General features: G+C 70.0%; 17 protein-coding genes. 9 read left to right on the forward strand and 8 right to left on the reverse strand.

Translation table 11 applies throughout. The features are described 5' to 3' along the window. From AB3M90_RS09025 to AB3M90_RS09035, 3 genes are all read left to right on the forward strand, one after another. A complete protein-coding gene (locus AB3M90_RS09025) occupies positions 1 to 816 on the forward strand; it encodes a GntR family transcriptional regulator (protein ID WP_412951593.1) in 816 nt (271 codons plus the stop codon). Positions 817 to 839: 23 nt separating this feature from the next. Continuing rightward, the gene (locus AB3M90_RS09030; RefSeq protein ID WP_412951595.1) at positions 840 to 1,907 is read left to right on the forward strand and encodes a PLP-dependent cysteine synthase family protein; all 1,068 of its coding nucleotides are present in this window, start codon (positions 840 to 842) and stop codon (positions 1,905 to 1,907) included. A gap of 171 nt (positions 1,908 to 2,078) precedes the next feature. Further along, a complete protein-coding gene (locus AB3M90_RS09035) occupies positions 2,079 to 2,591 on the forward strand; it encodes a glycine cleavage system transcriptional repressor (RefSeq protein WP_412951597.1) in 513 nt (170 codons plus the stop codon). A 118-nt stretch (positions 2,592 to 2,709) separates the two neighbouring features. Here the strand turns inward: AB3M90_RS09035 and AB3M90_RS09040 are convergent, their stop codons facing one another. Continuing rightward, on the reverse strand, positions 2,710 to 3,387 hold the full coding sequence (locus AB3M90_RS09040; RefSeq protein WP_412951599.1) for a FadR/GntR family transcriptional regulator: 678 nt from the start codon (positions 3,385 to 3,387) through the stop codon (positions 2,710 to 2,712). A gap of 162 nt (positions 3,388 to 3,549) precedes the next feature. On the opposite strand from AB3M90_RS09040, the gene AB3M90_RS09045 reads away from it, so the two are divergent. Genes AB3M90_RS09045 through AB3M90_RS09060 form a run of 4 tightly spaced genes read left to right on the forward strand, consistent with a single transcriptional unit; the run spans position 3,550 to position 8,023 of the window. Next, positions 3,550 to 4,785: an aminotransferase class V-fold PLP-dependent enzyme gene (locus tag AB3M90_RS09045; RefSeq protein ID WP_412951601.1), complete on the forward strand. Its 1,236-nt coding sequence runs from the start codon at positions 3,550 to 3,552 to the stop codon at positions 4,783 to 4,785. A gap of 59 nt (positions 4,786 to 4,844) precedes the next feature. Beyond that, positions 4,845 to 6,158, forward strand: coding sequence for an ABC transporter substrate-binding protein (locus tag AB3M90_RS09050; RefSeq protein ID WP_412951602.1), 1,314 nt, complete (start codon positions 4,845 to 4,847; stop codon positions 6,156 to 6,158). 3 nt (positions 6,159 to 6,161) lie between these two features. After that, a complete protein-coding gene (locus tag AB3M90_RS09055) occupies positions 6,162 to 7,112 on the forward strand; it encodes a carbohydrate ABC transporter permease (protein WP_412951604.1) in 951 nt (316 codons plus the stop codon). Beyond that, complete coding sequence (locus tag AB3M90_RS09060; protein ID WP_412951606.1) at positions 7,109 to 8,023, forward strand: carbohydrate ABC transporter permease; 915 nt, start codon at positions 7,109 to 7,111, stop codon at positions 8,021 to 8,023. The genes AB3M90_RS09055 and AB3M90_RS09060 overlap by 4 nt, the downstream gene beginning before the upstream one ends. Before the next feature lie 124 nt (positions 8,024 to 8,147). Here AB3M90_RS09060 and AB3M90_RS09065 read toward each other — a convergent pair whose 3' ends face one another. Both AB3M90_RS09065 and AB3M90_RS09070 read right to left on the reverse strand, forming a co-directional pair. Beyond that, positions 8,148 to 9,161, reverse strand: coding sequence for an aldo/keto reductase family protein (locus AB3M90_RS09065; protein ID WP_412951607.1), 1,014 nt, complete (start codon positions 9,159 to 9,161; stop codon positions 8,148 to 8,150). Between the two features lie 9 nt (positions 9,162 to 9,170). Beyond that, complete coding sequence (locus tag AB3M90_RS09070) at positions 9,171 to 10,694, reverse strand: aminotransferase-like domain-containing protein (protein ID WP_412951609.1); 1,524 nt, start codon at positions 10,692 to 10,694, stop codon at positions 9,171 to 9,173. 28 nt (positions 10,695 to 10,722) lie between these two features. Here AB3M90_RS09070 and AB3M90_RS09075 point away from each other — a divergent pair, with 28 nt between their 5' ends. Then, entirely contained in the window at positions 10,723 to 11,088 is a 366-nt protein-coding gene (locus AB3M90_RS09075) for a hypothetical protein (protein WP_412951611.1), read from the forward strand. Here AB3M90_RS09075 and AB3M90_RS09080 read toward each other — a convergent pair. Beyond that, positions 11,076 to 12,623: a DUF4407 domain-containing protein gene (locus AB3M90_RS09080; protein ID WP_412951613.1), complete on the reverse strand. Its 1,548-nt coding sequence runs from the start codon at positions 12,621 to 12,623 to the stop codon at positions 11,076 to 11,078. The genes AB3M90_RS09075 and AB3M90_RS09080 overlap by 13 nt on opposite strands. 49 nt (positions 12,624 to 12,672) lie before the next feature. Beyond that, positions 12,673 to 13,245 carry a TetR/AcrR family transcriptional regulator gene (locus AB3M90_RS09085; protein ID WP_412951614.1) on the reverse strand — a complete coding sequence of 191 codons (573 nt, stop codon included), beginning with the start codon at positions 13,243 to 13,245 and terminating at the stop codon, positions 12,673 to 12,675. Between the two features lie 65 nt (positions 13,246 to 13,310). On the opposite strand from AB3M90_RS09085, the gene AB3M90_RS09090 reads away from it, so the two are divergent. Further along, positions 13,311 to 13,883, forward strand: coding sequence for an NAD(P)H-dependent oxidoreductase (locus AB3M90_RS09090; RefSeq protein WP_412951616.1), 573 nt, complete (start codon positions 13,311 to 13,313; stop codon positions 13,881 to 13,883). A 10-nt stretch (positions 13,884 to 13,893) separates the two neighbouring features. Here the strand turns inward: AB3M90_RS09090 and AB3M90_RS09095 are convergent, their stop codons facing one another. Genes AB3M90_RS09095 through AB3M90_RS09105 form a run of 3 tightly spaced genes read right to left on the reverse strand, consistent with a single transcriptional unit; the run spans position 13,894 to position 16,600 of the window. After that, on the reverse strand, positions 13,894 to 14,958 hold the full coding sequence (locus tag AB3M90_RS09095; protein ID WP_412951617.1) for an alpha/beta fold hydrolase: 1,065 nt from the start codon (positions 14,956 to 14,958) through the stop codon (positions 13,894 to 13,896). Beyond that, the gene (locus tag AB3M90_RS09100) at positions 14,955 to 15,830 is read right to left on the reverse strand and encodes an alpha/beta fold hydrolase (RefSeq protein ID WP_412951618.1); all 876 of its coding nucleotides are present in this window, start codon (positions 15,828 to 15,830) and stop codon (positions 14,955 to 14,957) included. Before AB3M90_RS09100 ends, AB3M90_RS09095 begins: the two co-directional genes overlap by 4 nt. Next, positions 15,827 to 16,600: a 3-hydroxybutyrate dehydrogenase gene (locus AB3M90_RS09105; protein ID WP_412951619.1), complete on the reverse strand. Its 774-nt coding sequence runs from the start codon at positions 16,598 to 16,600 to the stop codon at positions 15,827 to 15,829. The genes AB3M90_RS09100 and AB3M90_RS09105 overlap by 4 nt, the downstream gene beginning before the upstream one ends. Between the last annotated feature and the right edge of the window lie 39 nt (positions 16,601 to 16,639).

Genomic DNA, 16,639 nt, shown 5'->3' on the forward strand with positions numbered 1-16,639 from the left:
ATGGCCGACACCGTCGCCGACACCATCGACCGGCACTCCGCCGCTCCGATGTACGATCAGCTGCGCCAGCTGATCGTCGAGGGGATCGCGCGCGACGGCCTGCAGCCGGGCGACCCGCTGCCCGGCGAGCACCGGCTGTGCGAGCGCTACGGCATCTCCCGCACGGTGGTGCGGCAGGCGCTGGCCCAGCTCGAGCACGAAGGACTCGTCGAGCGGGTCAAGGGCAAGGGCACCTTCGTCTCGCGCCCCCGCACCAGCGAGAGTCTCGTGCACACGCTCGTCGGTCTCTACGACGACGTCGAGCGGCGCGGCGGGCATGTGCACAGCGACGTGCTGCGGCACGAGCGGACGACCGCCGACGACGAGGTCGCCTCCGCCCTCGAGGTCGAGGTCGGCGCGCCGGTGGTGGTTCTCGACCGGCTGCGCCACGTCGACGGCGAACCCTGGTCGCTGTCGACGACATGGATGCCGGATGCCGTCGGCGCCGCCACCCTCGACGCCGATCTCACCGAAGCCTCGCTCTATCGGCTTCTCGCCGCGAACGGCGTCGTCGCGACCCACGGCGTCCGCTCGGCCGAGGCCACGGTGGCGACGCACGAGCAGGCTCAGCTGCTCGGGGTGAGCGCGGGGTCGGCCCTGCTGCGGCTGCGCAGCGTGAGCCGCGGCGCCGACGGCTCGCCGATGGAGTACTTCATCGCCTATCACCGAGGCGACCGCTCGCGCTTCGAGTTCCAGCTGCAGCAGGAGCAGTCGCAGGCATCCCTCCTGCACATCGATGGTCATGGCAGCACTTCTCCCGCAGGTACGGTCGGCTGACCCGTGAGCGTTACGCTCGATCGGTGAACTCCTGGACCAGCACCGCGATCGCCCTGCTGGAGGCCGACGCGAATCGCAGTGCCGACACGCACCTGCACCTGTTCCCTCTGCCGGCCGAGTGGGGCATCGACCTCTATCTGAAAGACGAGTCGGTGCACCCGACCGGCTCGCTCAAGCATCGGCTCGCCCGATCGCTGCTGCTCTACGGGCTGGTGAACGGCCGCATCCACGAAGACACCACGCTCGTGGAGTCGTCGAGCGGGTCGACCGCCGTCTCCGAGGCCTACTTCGCCCGGATGCTGGGCCTGCCGTTCATCACGGTCGTGCCGCGGTCGACCAGCCAGGAGAAGATCGACCTCATCGAGTTCTACGGCGGTCGATGCCACTTCGTCGACCGGGCGGAAGACATGTCGCCCGAGGCGCGGCGCCTCGCCGCCGACTGCCATGGGCACTACCTCGACCAGTTCACCTTCGCGGAGCGGGCGACCGACTGGCGCGGCAACAACAACATCGCCGAGAGCGTGTTCAGCCAGCTGTCGCAGGAACGGCATCCGATCCCCCGATGGATCGTCGTCGGAGCGGGCACCGGCGGCACGAGCGCGACGTTCGGCCGATACGTGAAGTACCGCCGCCACGACACGCGGATCGCGGTGGTCGATCCGGAGGGCTCGGCGTTCTACGACGGATGGGCCGGCACGGTCGACCCGCCTGCCGGACGCCCGAGCCGCATCGAGGGCATCGGCCGCCCGCAGGTCGAGCCGTCGTTCGTGCCGACGGTGATCGACGAGATGATCCGCGTGCCCGATGCCGGCTCGATCGCCGCGATCCGGATGCTGCGCGAGCGCACCCTCCACCTCGCGGGCGGGTCGACCGGCACGAACCTCTACGGCGCGTTCCAGCTCATCGCGCGGATGCGGGAAGCCGGCGAGACGGGCAGCGTCGTGACGCTGATCTGCGACAGCGGCATCCGCTACGCCGGCACCTACTACTCCGATGCCTGGGTCGCCGCGCAGGGCTGGGATCTCGCCCCGCACCGCGCACGCCTCGACTCCTTCCTCGACACCGGCACCTGGCACCCCCTGGGTCGCTGAGCCTGTCCCCCTGGGTCCCTGAGCCCCCCTGGGTCCCTGAGCCTGTCCCCCTGGGTCCCTGAGCCTGTCCCCCTGGGTCCCTGAGCCTGTCGAAGGGCCCACCCCCGCACGACCCTGGGTCCCTGAGCCTGTCGAAGGGCCCACCCCCGCAGCAGTCGTTACTCTGGCGGCATGACCACTCTCATCCTCACGGTCGCCGGCGCCGACCGTCCCGGGCTCGTCGCCGCCGTCGCCGATGTCGTCGACGCCCACGCGGGCAACTGGGAGAACAGCTCCCTGGCCGAGCTCGCCGGCACCTTCGCCGGCGTGATCGAGGTGTCGGTCGCCGACGACCGCGCCGCCGAGCTGCAGACCGCCCTGCGGTCGCTGCAGGGACAGGGGCTGCTGACCCTCGCGGTGCTCACCGGCACCAGCACCGCGCCGGCCGACGATCAGCTGATCACCCTGCAGGTCCTCGGCAACGACCGACCCGGGATCGTCCGTGAGGTCTCGAGCGTGCTGAACGCGCACGAGCTCAGCATCGACGAGATGGCGACCGAGACCCGCGACGCCGCGATGGCCGGCGGCCGCCTGTTCGAGGCCTCGGTGACCGCGAGGGTTCCGGCATCCGCCGACCTCGACGCCCTCCGCGCCGACCTGGAGCGCATCGCGACCGAGATCCAGGTCGACATCACCCTGGCCTGACTCCCCGCCCCGTCCCGATCCGCTCACCCTGTCCCGATCCGCTCACCGCTTCCGCGGATCCGTGAGCAGATCGGGACGGGATGAGCAGATCGGGACGCGACGAGTCCGGCCCCGCCCCTCACACCTCGGTGTACCGCCGCACCCAGTACTCCGTGTACGCCACGTGGGCGGATGCCGCCGCCGACGCGGCCACGGGATCGGCCGCCGCCAGCCCGCGCAGGATCGCCCTGTGCCCCTCGTCGGAGTGCAGCTTGAGCTCGGCCGCGTCCTCCGCGTCGGGGATGCGATAGGCGCGCGACCGGGAGCGCAGCACGTCGATGAGGCTGGTGAGGGCGTCGTTGCCCGCGATCTCGGAGATCGTCATGTGGAACTGGTGGTCGAGCCGGGAGTGCAGCTCGAAGTCGTCGCTCGCCTCGATCTCGTCGAGCACCGCACCCAGGGCCGCCACGGTCTCGTCGTCGATCCGCGCGGCGGCGAGCGCGGCGGCGTGCGGTTCGAGCACCCGACGCAGCTCGGTCAGCTCCAGCACCCCCGCCATGGGCAGCAACCCGACCGTGAGCGAGAGGCTGCCGATGAGGTCGGCGGCGCGCAGCTCGCTGACGTAGCTGCCCGAACCGTGCCGCGTCTCGAGCACGCCGAGCGCGGCCAGCATCCGGATCGCCTCGCGCAGCGACCCGCGCGAGACGCCGAGCCGCTCGCAGAGCTCGCCTTCGCTGGGCAGCCGATCGCCGGGCCGGAGGGCGCCGTCGGCGATGAGCTCGCGGAGTCCGTGCAGCGCCGTATCCAACGCGCTCATCGTGTTCCTCTCTGACACCCGGATCTCCTGCGAGTCTGTCGGACATGGCACACTGCGCCAACTCGTATGACGACTTTATTAAATCATTCGAGATTTCTGGCATATCAGGATGCCGTGTGGCAAAGTTGTGCAACAACTCCCCCGACTCGTTGATGAGGACCCATGCTGGCCACCGGCTTCCCCGCTCCGCCCCGACTGACCTCGTTCGATCGCGCGCGGGATGCCTGGCCGCTCGATCCGGCCGTCGTCCACCTGAACCACGGATCGTTCGGGGCCGTGCCGACGGCCGTCGTAGCCGAGCAGGACGCGCTGCGCCGACAGGCCGACCTCAGTCCGGTGGAGTGGTTCCCGCGCATCGCCGAACGCGTGCGAGCGGCCCGCGAGCGCACCGCCCCGTTCGTCGGCGCGCGGCCGGAGGACAGCGTCTTCGTGCCGAACGCCTCGGCGGCCGCGACCGTGGTGTACAACGCGCTCCGCCTGGAGTGGGACGACGAGATCCTCGTCACCGATCAGGGCTACGGCGCGATCACGATGGGGGCGCAGCGCCTCGCCCGCCGCTTCGGCGCGACGGTCCGCGTCGTGGAGCTGCCCCTCCTGGCCGACGACGACGAGATCGTGCAGAGGTTCGCCGATGCGCTCACGCCGCGCACCAAGCTCATCGTGGTCGACCAGATCACCTCGCCCACCGCACGCCTGCTGCCCACGCGGCGCATCGCCGACCTGGCGGCCGAGAGCGGTGTGCGAACCCTCGTCGACGGCGCCCACGCACCGGGGCTGATCGCCGATGCGGCCGCCGTGGCCGGGGGCGACTGGTGGTTCGGCAACCTGCACAAGTGGCCGTGCGCGCCGCGCGGCTCGGCCCTGCTGGTGACCGAGACCCATGACCGTCAGGAGCTGTGGCCGCTGATCGACTCGTGGGCCGCGCATGAGCCCTTCCCCTCGCGCTTCGACACGCAGGGCACGATCGACGCGACCACCTACCTGGCGACGCCGGCCGCGATCGACTTCATCGAGACCGAGTTCGGCTGGACGCAGACCCGCGCGGCGATGGCGGCGATGGCGGATGCCGGCGCCGGGCTCATCGCCGACGCCCTGCGGCCGTTCGGCGACGAAGACCCCCTCACCCCCCTCCCCTCGCCCGTGCCGTCGATGCGGCTCGTGCGACTGCCGCTCGGGCTCGGCGCCTCGCGGGAGGAAGCCGATGCCCTGCGCATGGAGCTGCTCGACGAGACCGCGGTCGAGACGGCGTTCACCAGCTTCCGCGGCATCGGCTACTTCCGCCTGTCGGCTCACCTCTACACCGAGGCCTCCGACATCGAGGCCTTCATCGAGCGCTGCATCCCGCAGATCCTTCAGCGCGCCGGCATCCGTCCCGCGGCATCCGTCGTGATCCCCTGACCCGCACCCCACCCCACCCCACCCGAGAACACCCGAGAACACCAACTGAGAGGCACATCGTGAAGAACAAGATCTTGACGACAGCGGCGGGAGCAGGCACCGTCGCCGTCCTCGCGCTCACCGGATGCTCCGCCGGAGGCGGCGGCTCGTCGGCCGACGGCACCGTCACGCTGCAGATGGTCGAGAGCCTGACGAACCCGGCGCGCACCGAGCTGATCCGCGGCCTGCTCGACGAGTTCGAGAAGGAGAACCCGAAGATCACCGTCAACCTCGTCTCGCCGCCGACCGAGCAGGCCGACCAGAAGATCCAGCAGATGCTGCAGTCCGGCAAGGGCGTCGACCTCCTCGAGGTCCGTGACATCACCGTCGGCCCCTTCGCGAACAACGGCTGGCTCTACGACCTCACGGGCGACCTCGAGGAGTGGGACGGCTGGGACGCGCTGACCGAGAACGCCCAGTCGGCCACGGTCGCGGAAGACGGCAAGAGCTACTTCGTGCCGTATGGCTTCTACGGGCTCTCGCTGTTCTACCGCACCGATCTCGTCGCCGACGCCGGCTTCGACGGACCGCCGCACAGCTGGGAAGACCTGCTGGAGCAGGCGTCCGCCATCCAGGATCCGTCGAACAACGTCTACGGCTACGCGTTCCGCGGCGGCCAGAACGCGAACAGCAACGTCGTCGCGGCGATCGAGGCGTACACGATCGACGAGCTCGACACCGACGACGCGTTCCGGCTGAAGGACGGCTCGACCATCTTCGCCGCCCCCGAGGCGCAGGATGCCGTCGACGACTACTTCGACCTCTTCACCGAGGCGTCGCCGCCGTCGGCCGTCTCGTGGGGCTACCCCGAGATGGTCGCCGGATTCACGAACGGCACGACCGCGTTCCTGCTGCAGGACCCCGAGGTCATCGCCACGGTGCAGGACTCGAACCTGACCGAGGACCAGTGGGACACCGCTCCGCTCCTCGTCGGGCCGTCGGGCAAGGCGGCGCAGCCGCTCGCCGTCGCCGGCTGGGGCGTGGCCGAGAAGAGCGAGCACAAGGAGGAGGCGGTGAAGCTCGTCGAGTTCCTCTCGTCCACCGAGCCCGCCACCGAGTTCGCGCAGGCCAACAGCCTGGTGCCGATCATCGCCGAGGCGGCCGACGACGAGTTCTACTCCTCGGGCCCGTGGACCAGCTACGTCACCATGACCGAGGACCCCGAGACCTACGTCAACGTGCGCCAGCCTCGCGGCGTCAGCTGGTGGACGGAGTGGATCCAGAAATCCGACCAGGACGTGCAGAGCGTGCTGCTGGGCAACATGACGACGAGCGAGCTGCTGGAGTCGTGGGATGCGTACTGGACCGAGAAGTACGCCTCGGAGGAGGACTGACCCGTGTCCCGCACCACCGCACGTGAAGGAGGCTCCGTCGGCGCTGCCGGCGGGGCCTCCCGGGCATCCCGCCGGCGTCCGTTCCGCGGCCGTCACGCGCTGACCCTGCTGGCCTTCCTGGCTCCGGCGATCGTCTTCGTGTGCTGGTTCACCTACTGGCCGATGCTGCAGGGCGCCCGCATGGCGTTCCACGACTGGAATCTCTGGGACCTCACCTCGACCCCGTTCGTCGGCATCGACAACTTCATCGCCGTGTTCCAGGACCCCGCGTTCCCGGTCGTCGCGGGCAACTCGATCCTGTGGGTCGTCGGCTCGCTCGTCCCGCAGCTCGTCATCGGCTTCCTCATCGCCCTCGCCCTGCGCAAGCGCTTCCGCTTCCGCGGCCTCTACCAGGCGCTCGTGTTCTTCCCCTGGGCGGTGTCGGGATTCCTCATCGGGATGCTGTTCCGCTGGATGTTCAACGCCGAGTTCGGCGTCGTCAACGACCTGCTGATGAAGGCGGGCCTCATCGACGCGCCGCTCCCGTGGCTGGCCGATCCGAAGCTGGCGATGTTCGCCGTCATCGTCGCGAACGTCTGGTACGGCGTGACGTTCTTCGCGATCATGATCCTCGCCGCGCTCCAGTCGGTGCCCGATGAGATGCTCGAGGCCGCGAGTCTCGACGGCGCCGGGAAGTTCCGGCAGCTGTTCTCGATCATCATCCCGTACATCTCGATGACGCTTCTGCTGACGATCCTGCTGCGGGTGATCTGGATCTTCAACTTCCCCGACATCATCTATGCGATGACCAACGGCGGGCCGGCCAACCAGACGCACATCGTCACGACCTGGATGATCAACTACACGCAGCAGGGCAACTACGGCATCGCCAGTGCGATCGGCCTCATCGTCGTCGCCTTCCTGTTCGTGTTCTGCGCGTTCTACCTGATGGCGATGCGGAGGGCCCAGCGATGACCATCACCACCCCCACCGGCACCACGATGACCGAGACGCGGCGCATCACCGTGCCCGACGACGCCCGGGCGCCGCGGCCGAAGCGGTCGGTCACGGTCGGCGGCGTCGTCCGCGTCGTCGGCCTCGCCCTCTGGCTCGTCATCACGCTCTTCCCGCTCTACTGGATCGCGCTGACGTCGTTCAAGTCGCCGGGCACGATCAACTCCTTCCCCATCGAGTACTGGCCGAGCGAGCCCTCGCTCGACAACTACACGAGCCTGTTCGAGAAGAGCTCGTTCGGGGTCTTCCTCGGGAACTCGGCGCTCGTCGCGGTCGTCGGCGGCGCCGTCGCGACCCTGATCGCGCTGCTGAGCGCCTACGTGCTGGCACGGTTCGAGTTCCGCGGCAAGGGCGCGATCCTCATCGCCTTCCTCCTCACCCAGATGATCCCGGCGTTCATCGCCCTGGGGCCGCTGTATTCGATGATGACCGACCTCGGCCTCGTCGACACGAAGCCCGGCCTCATCCTCGTGTACATCGCGATCTGCATCCCGTTCTCCGCGGTCATGCTGCGGGGCTTCTTCGAGAACGTGCCCGACGCCCTCGAAGAGGCGGCCATGATCGACGGATGCTCACGCCTGGGCGCGCTGTTCCGCGTGCTGGTGCCGGTCATGACGCCCGGCATCATCGCGGCGTTCATCTTCAACTTCGTGAACTGCTGGAACGAGCTGTTCCTGTCGGTGGTACTGATGAACACCGACGCGAACCGCACGGTTCCCTCGGCGCTGAACGGCTTCATCTCGACGTTCAACATCGACTGGGGTTCGATGAGCGCCGCCGCCGTGTTGACGATCCTGCCGACCATGGTGATGTTCGCCCTGGCGAGCCGCTGGATCGTGCAGGGCCTGACAGCCGGCGCGGTGAAGGAGTAGCCCCCCCACTTCCGCCTCCACTTCCGCCGAGACCCCGCTTTCGCGCCGAGACCCCGCCCTGCGGACGTCAGCAGGGCGGGGTCTCGGCGATAGGGCGGGGTCTCGGCGAAGGAGAGCGCGGAACTCAGACCAGGCGCGACTTCGGCGACGTCTCGTACGTGCGCTCGGCGTCGCGGTTCACCGTGTCGCCGAGCGCCTCGTCGATCGCAGACAGCGTGTCGTCGTCGAGCTTCACGCCCGAGGCCTTGACGGTGTCGGCGAGCTGCTCGGGGCGTGAGGCTCCGACCAGCGCGGCGGCCACGTTCGGGTTCTGCAGCACCCAGGCGATCGCGAGCTGCGGCATCGTCAGCCCCGCCTGCTCGGCGATCGGCTTCAGCTTCTGCACCGCCTCGAGGATGTCGTCCCTGAGGAAGCTCTTGATGAAGTCGGCACCGCTGTGTGGGTCGGTCGCGCGCGAGCCCTCGGGCAGCGGCTGCCCGGGCAGGTACTTGCCGCTGAGCACGCCCTGCGCCATCGGCGACCACACGATCTGCGAGATGCCGAGCTCCTCCGACGTCGGCACGACCTTGCCCTCGATGACCCGCCACAGCATCGAGTACTGGGGCTGGTTCGAGATGAGCTGGATGCCGAGCTGTTTCGCGAGCGCGTGCCCCTCGCGCAGCTGCTCGGCCGTCCACTCCGAGACGCCGATGTAGAGCGCCTTGCCCTGGCGCACGATGTCGGCGAACGCCTGGAACGTCTCCTCGAGCGGGGTCTCGTAGTCGAAACGGTGCGCCTGGTACAAGTCGACGTAGTCGGTGCCGAGGCGCATCAGCGAGCCGTTGATCGACTCCATGATGTGCTTGCGGCTGAGGCCGGTGTCGTTCGGGCCCTTCTCTCCGGTCGGGAAGTACACCTTCGTGAAGATCTCGAGCCCCTCGCGGCGCTGCCCTTCGAGAGCCTTGCCGAGAATCACCTCCGCCGCGGTGTTGGCGTAGGTGTCCGCGGTGTCGAACGTGGTGATGCCGGCATCCAGTGCGGCGTGCACCGTCTTGACGGCGGCATCGTCTTCGACCTGCGAGGCGTGAGTGACCCAGTTGCCGTAGGTGATCTCCGAGACCTTGAGACCACTGTTGCCGAGATAGCGATAGTTGACCATGCGTCCACGCTAGCCGTCGTCGGCGATGCCGAGGCCGGAATCGGTCATCGGACTCACCCGCCCGAGAGTCTCCCGATACTCGCGCCACGCCTCGCCCAGCCGGCGGATGCCCTCGGCGAGCACGTCGTCGGGTGCGGTGAACGGGATGCGGATGTGATCGTCGGTCGAGACGGATGCCGCGAACGCGGCGCTCCCCGCGATCGAGACCCCGTGCGTGGCGGCGGTCCTGGCCAGTGCGTCGGCCGACCCCGCGGGCAGCGCGACCCAGAGGGACAGGCCACCCCGTGGCGGATCGAGCCGCCAGTCGGGCAGGTGCTCGGCCATCAGAGTCTGGAGGAGCCGGAGGCGTTCCTGGTGGATGCGGCTGTTCTCGCGCCGCAGCTCCTCGGCATGCGAGATGAGGTCGAACGCGATCAACTGCCCCGGCACACTCGTCGACTGGTCGGCCAGCTGCCGCGCGCCGCGCAGCCGCCGGACGAGCACGGGGTCGGCACGCAGCCAGCCGATCCGAAGACCAGCCCACGCCCATTTCGACACCGACTCGACGACGATGATCGGGGCGTCGGCTCGTTCGGCGGCGAGTGTGGGAGGCACGACGCCGTCGAACGATATGCCCGCGACGACGCGGTCCTCGATGACCGGAACGCCGTACAGCGCGGCGAGCTCCGCCACGCGGTGGCGCGCAGCGGCGGGCAGCCGGGTGCCGGTCGGATTCTGGTGGTGCGGGTTGAGCGCGACGAGCGCGGGCCGCAGTCGCGCGAGCGCCTGCTCGAGCGCGTCGACGTCGAGGCCGTCCGGCCCCATCGGCACGCCGTGCACGGTTCCGCCGCGCAGGCCGACCGAATCCGTGACGCCCGGCCACGTGATCTCCTCGGCCAGCACGACATCGCCGGGGCCGACGAGCGCGTTCACGACGAGGCTGATCGCCTGCTGCGCGCCGTGCGTGACGAGGATCTGCTCGGGTGTGGTCGGCGTGCCCTCCGCCCGGTACATGTCGGCGATCCGCTCTCGCAGCACGGGCAGCCCGGCCGGGTCGGTCTCCGGCAGCAGCGCGAGATCGAGACGCGGCTGATGGTCGCGGATGAGCTGCACGGCGAGCTCCGGGATCTGCGGCACCGTGCGCAGCAGATCGATCGCGTTGGGCAGTGCGGAGAAGAGAGCCTCTCCCCGCCCCGGGCGTTGGAGAGGCGCGACGGATGCCGCGGTGCCGGAGATCCGCGTACCGCTCCCCTGCCGTCGCTCGACGAATCCGCCGTCGGCGAGGTCGGCGTAGGCCGCGACGACGGTGCCGCGCGACACGGATCCGGCCGCGGCGAGCGCGCGCTCCGGCGGGAGGCGGTCACCCGGTCGCAGTTCGCCGGTCGCGATGAGCGCCTCGATGCCACGGGCGAGCCGACGCGCCAGCGTGCCGTCTCCGTGCGTCCAGCGGCCGAGTCGGGCGGCGAGCGCCTCCGACGACACCGCCCCGGAATGGACCAATGTCGGCGCAGTGACCGATCTCTGGTCCAGTGGCACTCCATTGGACCTGGTCATCGTGTTCATAGCATCCGATTCTGGACCAATGAGCACGCAATTCCGCACGATTGACGATCTTCTTGCACCAATCATCCCCGATTGGACCATTCGCGACCTCCTCGAATGGCTCAGCGACGACGACCGGGCGCACGACGAGTCGCTGCGTCGACCGCTCGGCATCATCGAGGCCGCCCTGACGGGCTCGCCCTGGACCGGCGAGCCCTCCACGACCGCACTGACCCGGTCGATCGTGTCGACGGTCGGGTCGCTTCCGCGTGTGAGGAACCTCCGCCTCGACGACCTGCTGCCGGGCGGAGGCTGGATCAGAAATGCGCCTCCCGTCGACGATTCAGCGGCATTTTCGATCCACGCTGCCCCGCCTGATCGGGAACGGCAGGTTCAGGTCGTGTGAACGGGAGGACGAGACGGGGATGACGGGGATGCCGGAGACGGGGATGCCGGGGATGCCGGGGGCGTCGTCACGATCTCGGCCCGGTCGCGGAAGCCCTCCGCGGTGACCCGGTCGAGAGCGACCTGCTTGCGGATCGCGACAGCCTTCTCATACAGGGTCGGGTCGCCGAACGACGTGAGCACCTTCACGAGCACCGGCAGCAGCTCGATCATGAAGAACAGTGCCGCGATCAGGATGTGCGCCCACAGGATCGTCGGCTCCTTCTCGCTCAGCCGGTTGAGTCCGCTGATCTGGCTGAGCAGGCCCGTCGCGCCGGCATTGCCCTGAGCGACGGCATCCGCCCGCGCGTTGTAGGCGGCGAGCGCCTGCTCGTACGTGTCGCGCGCGGCGGGCAGCTGATCCTGCGCCTGCTCGCGGTTCTGCTCCTCCGAAGCCGAGGTGTTCTCCTTCGCGGCCGTCCCGGCGGCGGCGAGCTCCTCGTTGGCGGTGCGCAGCTGCGCCGCCAGGGCGTCGTAGGTCTGCTGCGCCTCGGCGAGCTGAGCTTCGGCGGCATCCGAGCTGGCTCCTTCGCCGTTCACGCCCGTGCACCCGGGAACGGTGCCGGCTCCCTCGCCGGTGAGCTCGCACTGGTAGAGCGCTCGCGCCTGGTCGATCACGGTCTGCTGCTCGGCCATCTTCGCCGTCAGGTCGTCGACGGTCGCCTGCGCGGCCGACTCCGTCGCCGACGACGACTCGGTGCCCGCGACGATGCCCGTCGCGGCCTGGTTCTCGAGCTCGGCGACACGATCGGATGCCGCGTCGAGTGCGATCTTCTCGGGCCCCGACTCGAGCGCCTCCTGGTCGGACTGCGACTGGATGATGTTGGTCGAGGCGACCTCGCGGGCGATGTCGTTGTGGAAGATCTGCAGCACGAGCGGCTCGGCGACGACGAAGCCGATGATGGCCGCCATGATGACGCGCGGAATGGCCAGGCCGATCAGCTTCCACACGTTGCGCGTCGACGTCATGGTCGAGGTGAGGAACCGGTCGAGGTTGAAGATGATCAGCGCCCAGACGAGTGCGAGCGGGATCGCGAGCCACATCGCGGCCTGCACGCCGGTGGTCAGGGCGAACAGCATCGAGATGGCCGAGACGAGGGCGGTACCGGCGAGCACGAAGAACATCTGCACGAAGCGGGGGGTCTCGCCCGGAACCCGGTCGAGGATCTCTCCTTCCGCGCCGCCGAGGATCGCCAGTCGCCGCATGCGCGACCCGGGGGTGCGGGTGCGACGGGGACGCGGCTCTCGACGGGGTCGCGACTCTCGGGGCGCGGCGGTGTCTGCCGGCGCGGATTCCTCGTCGGGAGCATTCGTCGTGTCGTCTCGAGGCGCCGGGCGGGGCTGCACGGGCGCACCGACGAACGGCTCGTCGTCGGCGCCGGTGGGCTCGAATTCACGCAGGAAGTCGAGGTCGTCCGTCGCGGCGTTCGGGTCGCCGTCGAGGATGATCCGACCCTGCGAGTCGAATCGACCCGGTCGGTGGGCGGAATAGGGCATTCCGACACTCTACGAAGCTCGCCTGTGGATCCCCCGACCGGGGGCGGGATCAGGCGGAGGCCAGCAGGCGATCGAGCGACGAGGCGAGTGCGGCGAGCGCCGCGTCGAGGTCGAAATGCCCGGCGGCGGCCAGTGTGCCCAGGCCGTGCATGAGCGCCCACAGGGCGACGACGTCGTCGGGCCGATCGAGTCCCGCGTCGGCGGCGGCATCCGCCAGCGCCGTCTCGAGCCCGTCGATGAGCGGCGCCATCGCGGCGGTCGGCGAGCCCGGCACGCAGACGGTCGGGTCGTACACGGCGTCGAAGGCGTGCGGATGCTCGACGGCGAAGCGGACGTAGGCGGTGCCTCCCGCGAGCAGCTTCTCGCGCGCGTCGGATGCCGCTGCGATCCCGGCCCGCACGTCGGCGAGCAGGTCGGCCATGCTGCGCTCGGCGAGGGCCTTGAGGAGCCCCAGGCGATCGGCGAAGTGGTGGTACGGGGCGTTGTGGCTCACGTTCGCCACGCGGGCGACCTCGCGCAGGCTGATCTCGGCGGCGGGCATCCGTCCGAGCAGCTGCATCGCCGCATCCTCGAGCGCCCGGGCGAGGTCGCCGTGGTGGTACGCCGTCCGGGATGTTGACATGAGCAACATTCTCTCCTATCTTGACACTGTCCACCACATTGACACTGTCCAGATTGGATTCCGCCATGACTGCTCTCGTGATCGACGGCCACCCCGATGGGCGGTCCCTGACCGCCGCGCTGGTGCAGAGGTACGCCGATGCCCACGGCGACGCTCGGGTGCTCGCGCTGCGCGACCTTGACTTCGATCCGCACCTCCGGTTCGGCTACCGCGAACGCATGCCCCTCGAGGGCGACCTCATCGACGCCCGGCGAGCGCTCCACGATGCGGACAGCATCGTCATCGCCGCGCCCCTGTGGTGGGGATCCGTTCCCGCACTGCTCAAGGGCTTCTTCGACCGTGCGCTGCTGCCCCAGCACGAGTACCGCTACACGAAGCTCGGTCTGCCGGTGGGACTGCTGCCCGCCCGTCGCGGCCGGCTGCTGCTGCTCGCCGACACCCCCTGGTTCGCCGTCCCCTTCACCGGGCTCCCCGCGCAGACCCAGGTCGTGCGCAACACGATGCGCCTCTGCGGCATCCGCTCCATCCGCACGCATCGGATGCTGGGCGTCAAGGGCGCGAACCAGGCCACGGTCGCCCGCTGGCTCGCGCGCGCCGAGGCTCTCGGCGTCCGCGACGCCCGCCGGTCACGTCGCTGACGGCACCGGCTCAGCCGATGTGCGCAGCCAGCTCGGTGCCGAAGATCTCCGGTTCGTCGAGGTGCGGGGCATGACCGGCATCCGGCAGGATCACCTCGCGATAGCTGCCGCCGGTCGCGGCGTAGCTCTCGAGCACGGCCCGCATCTGCGAGACCATCGGCTGCGGCGGCGCGACGTCGGCGCCCGGCCACCCGGGAACGACGCCGAGCAGCCCGAGCTGGTTCAGGTCGAAGAACGAGGCGTCCGAGACGATCGCGTCCTTCTCTCCGCGGATCCAGAGCACGGGCGGCTTGGGGTCGAGGTCGACGATCCCCGACAGGTCGAGATGCTGCGGAGCCATCGTGTTCAGCACGCCGCGGGTGCCGGGCGCGAATCCCGGCCAGGTGTCCGACGCGACCAGGTCGCCCGGATAGTTGTCCTCGCCGGTGCGGGTCGTCAGCATCGAGGCCACCCAGGCGTCTTCCCATGCGCCCTGCGTCTCGGGCTTCGCCACATAGGCGGTGCGGTAGACGGTGCGCGGCGACGTCGGAGCATCGGCGGTGGTGTCGCCCGCTGCCAGACGCGCGACGAAGTCGGGATTCGCCGCTCCCCCGCCGGTGCCCGCGCCGTCGGCGTCGTTGCGGATGCCGTCCGTGCCGTGCGTGCCGCCGAAGCCGTAGGGCGAGACCGGGGATTCGAGGGTCAGCGAGAGCACGCGCTCCGGAGCGTCGAGGGCGACCTGCATCACGACGCCGCCCCCCATGCTCCAGCCGACCAGGTGCACGGCGTCGAGCTCGAGCGCGTCGAGCACCGCGCGCACGTCGTCGGCGAAGTCGCGCAGGCCGCGTGTGGCGTCGACCGGCTTCGTCTCGCTGTCGCCGAAGCCGCGGAGGTCGACGGCGAGCGCGCGTACGCCCTCGGGAAGCGCCCGCATGGTCGGCTGGTAGAAGTGCGACGACGAGACGTTGCCGTGCACGAACACCACGGTCGTCGTGGGCGCCGCCGGATCGGCGGCAGGGCGCTCGAGCACGTTGGCGGCGTAGCGGGCGGTCTCCACGCGGTGCGCGCGGATGCCATCGAACAGGTCAGCGGTCATGTCGACTCCTTCGTCGGGGGGACAGGGGCGGATGCCGCGGCGGCGACGCGTGCCGCGCCGCGCTCGGCGAACAGGATCGTGTAGTGGTTCACGTCGTCGACGTGCACGATGTCGAGCTGTGGGACGAGGGAGCGGAAGCCCTCCAGCGCCCCCGTCGCGTACAGCGGGTCGTCGTCGAGCAGCCCTCGGGGCGCCCGCAGCACGGTGACCGGCATCCGCAGCCCGCGCAGCGCGTCGAGGTACCAGTCGGGTCCGTAGAGCTCCGCGCCGTCCTCGATCATCGCGGCGGCGACGGCGGAGGCACGCAGGGCGGGCGCCTCGCCGACGAGGTCGTACCGGGCGTACTGCTCCACCGCCGGCGACCAGTCGCGGGCGAACGCCGGGTGCACGCGCCAGAAATCGAGCGCCGCATCCTCGTCGGCGAACACCATCTCCAGTCGCGCGGCGGCCGGTCCGAGCAGGGCGTCGAGGTCGATGTCCTCCACGGACGCGGCGCCGGGGGGAAGCGCCAGCGGGAACCCGCCGTCGACGAGGACCAGGCGGTCGACGAGGTCGGGGCGGGCCGCGGCGAGCGCGACGGCGGCGAAGGCGCCCATCGAGTGACCGAGGACGGTGCGCGCGCCGGCGCCGTCGGCGTCCAGCAGCGCGGCGAGGTCGGCGGCGTGGGTGCGGAGCCCGTACGGACCGGGCAGGTCATTGCTGCGCCCGCGGCCGCGCAGGTCCGGGGCGAGGATGCGACGCTCCGGGATGTGCGCGACGACCGCGTCCCACGACCGGCCGTTCGCGGTGATCCCGTGCACCGCCAGCAGCGCGCCGGCATCCGATGACGGACCGTGCACGGTCGTCGCGAGTTCGCCCAGTCGGATCGTCATCGCGCGCTCCATCCACCGTCCATCGCGTACGACGCCCCCGAGACCGACGCCGCCGTGCTGCCGCAGAGCCAGAGCGCGAGGTCGGCGACCTCCTCGGGCTCGAGCAGGCGCTTCACGGCCGACTCCACGAGCATGACCTTCTCGATCACCTCGGATTCGGGGATGCCGTGCACACGCGCCTGGTCGGCGATCTGCTTCTCGACCAGCGGCGTGCGCACGTAGCCGGGGTTGATGCAATTGCTGGTCACTCCGTGCGCGGCCCCCTCGAGCGCCGCGACCTTCGAGAAGCCCTCGATCGCATGCTTCGCGGTCACGTAGGCCGACTTGTAGGGGCTGGCGCGGATGCCGTGGACCGAGCTGACGTTGACGATGCGCCCCCAGCCCCGCCGGTACATCCCCGGCAGCACCGCACGGGTGAGCAGGAAGGGCGCGGTCACCATGATGTCGAGCATCCGGCGGAAGTCCCGTGGGTCGAAGTCGACGATGGGGGCGACGGTCTGGATGCCGGCGTTGTTCACGAGGATGTCGGCGTCGAACGACCGGTCGGCGAGCGCATCGAGGTCGCTCAGGTCGATGATCACGCTGTCACCGCCGACCGCCGCGGCGACCCGCTCCGCCCCTTCGGCGTCGCGATCGGCGACGACGACGTGCGCCCCCGCATCCGCCAGGGCCGCCGCGCAAGCGGCGCCGATCCCGCTGGCCGCCCCCGTGACGAGAGCGGTCCTCCCCCTCAGATCGGCGCCGCTCGCGTTCCCCAGATGCGACGTCATCCCGGCAGACTAGTTCACGCACAAGCACACTCTCCAGAC

This window comes from Microbacterium martis, from assembly GCF_047246685.1.
GTDB lineage: Bacteria > Actinomycetota > Actinomycetes > Actinomycetales > Microbacteriaceae > Microbacterium.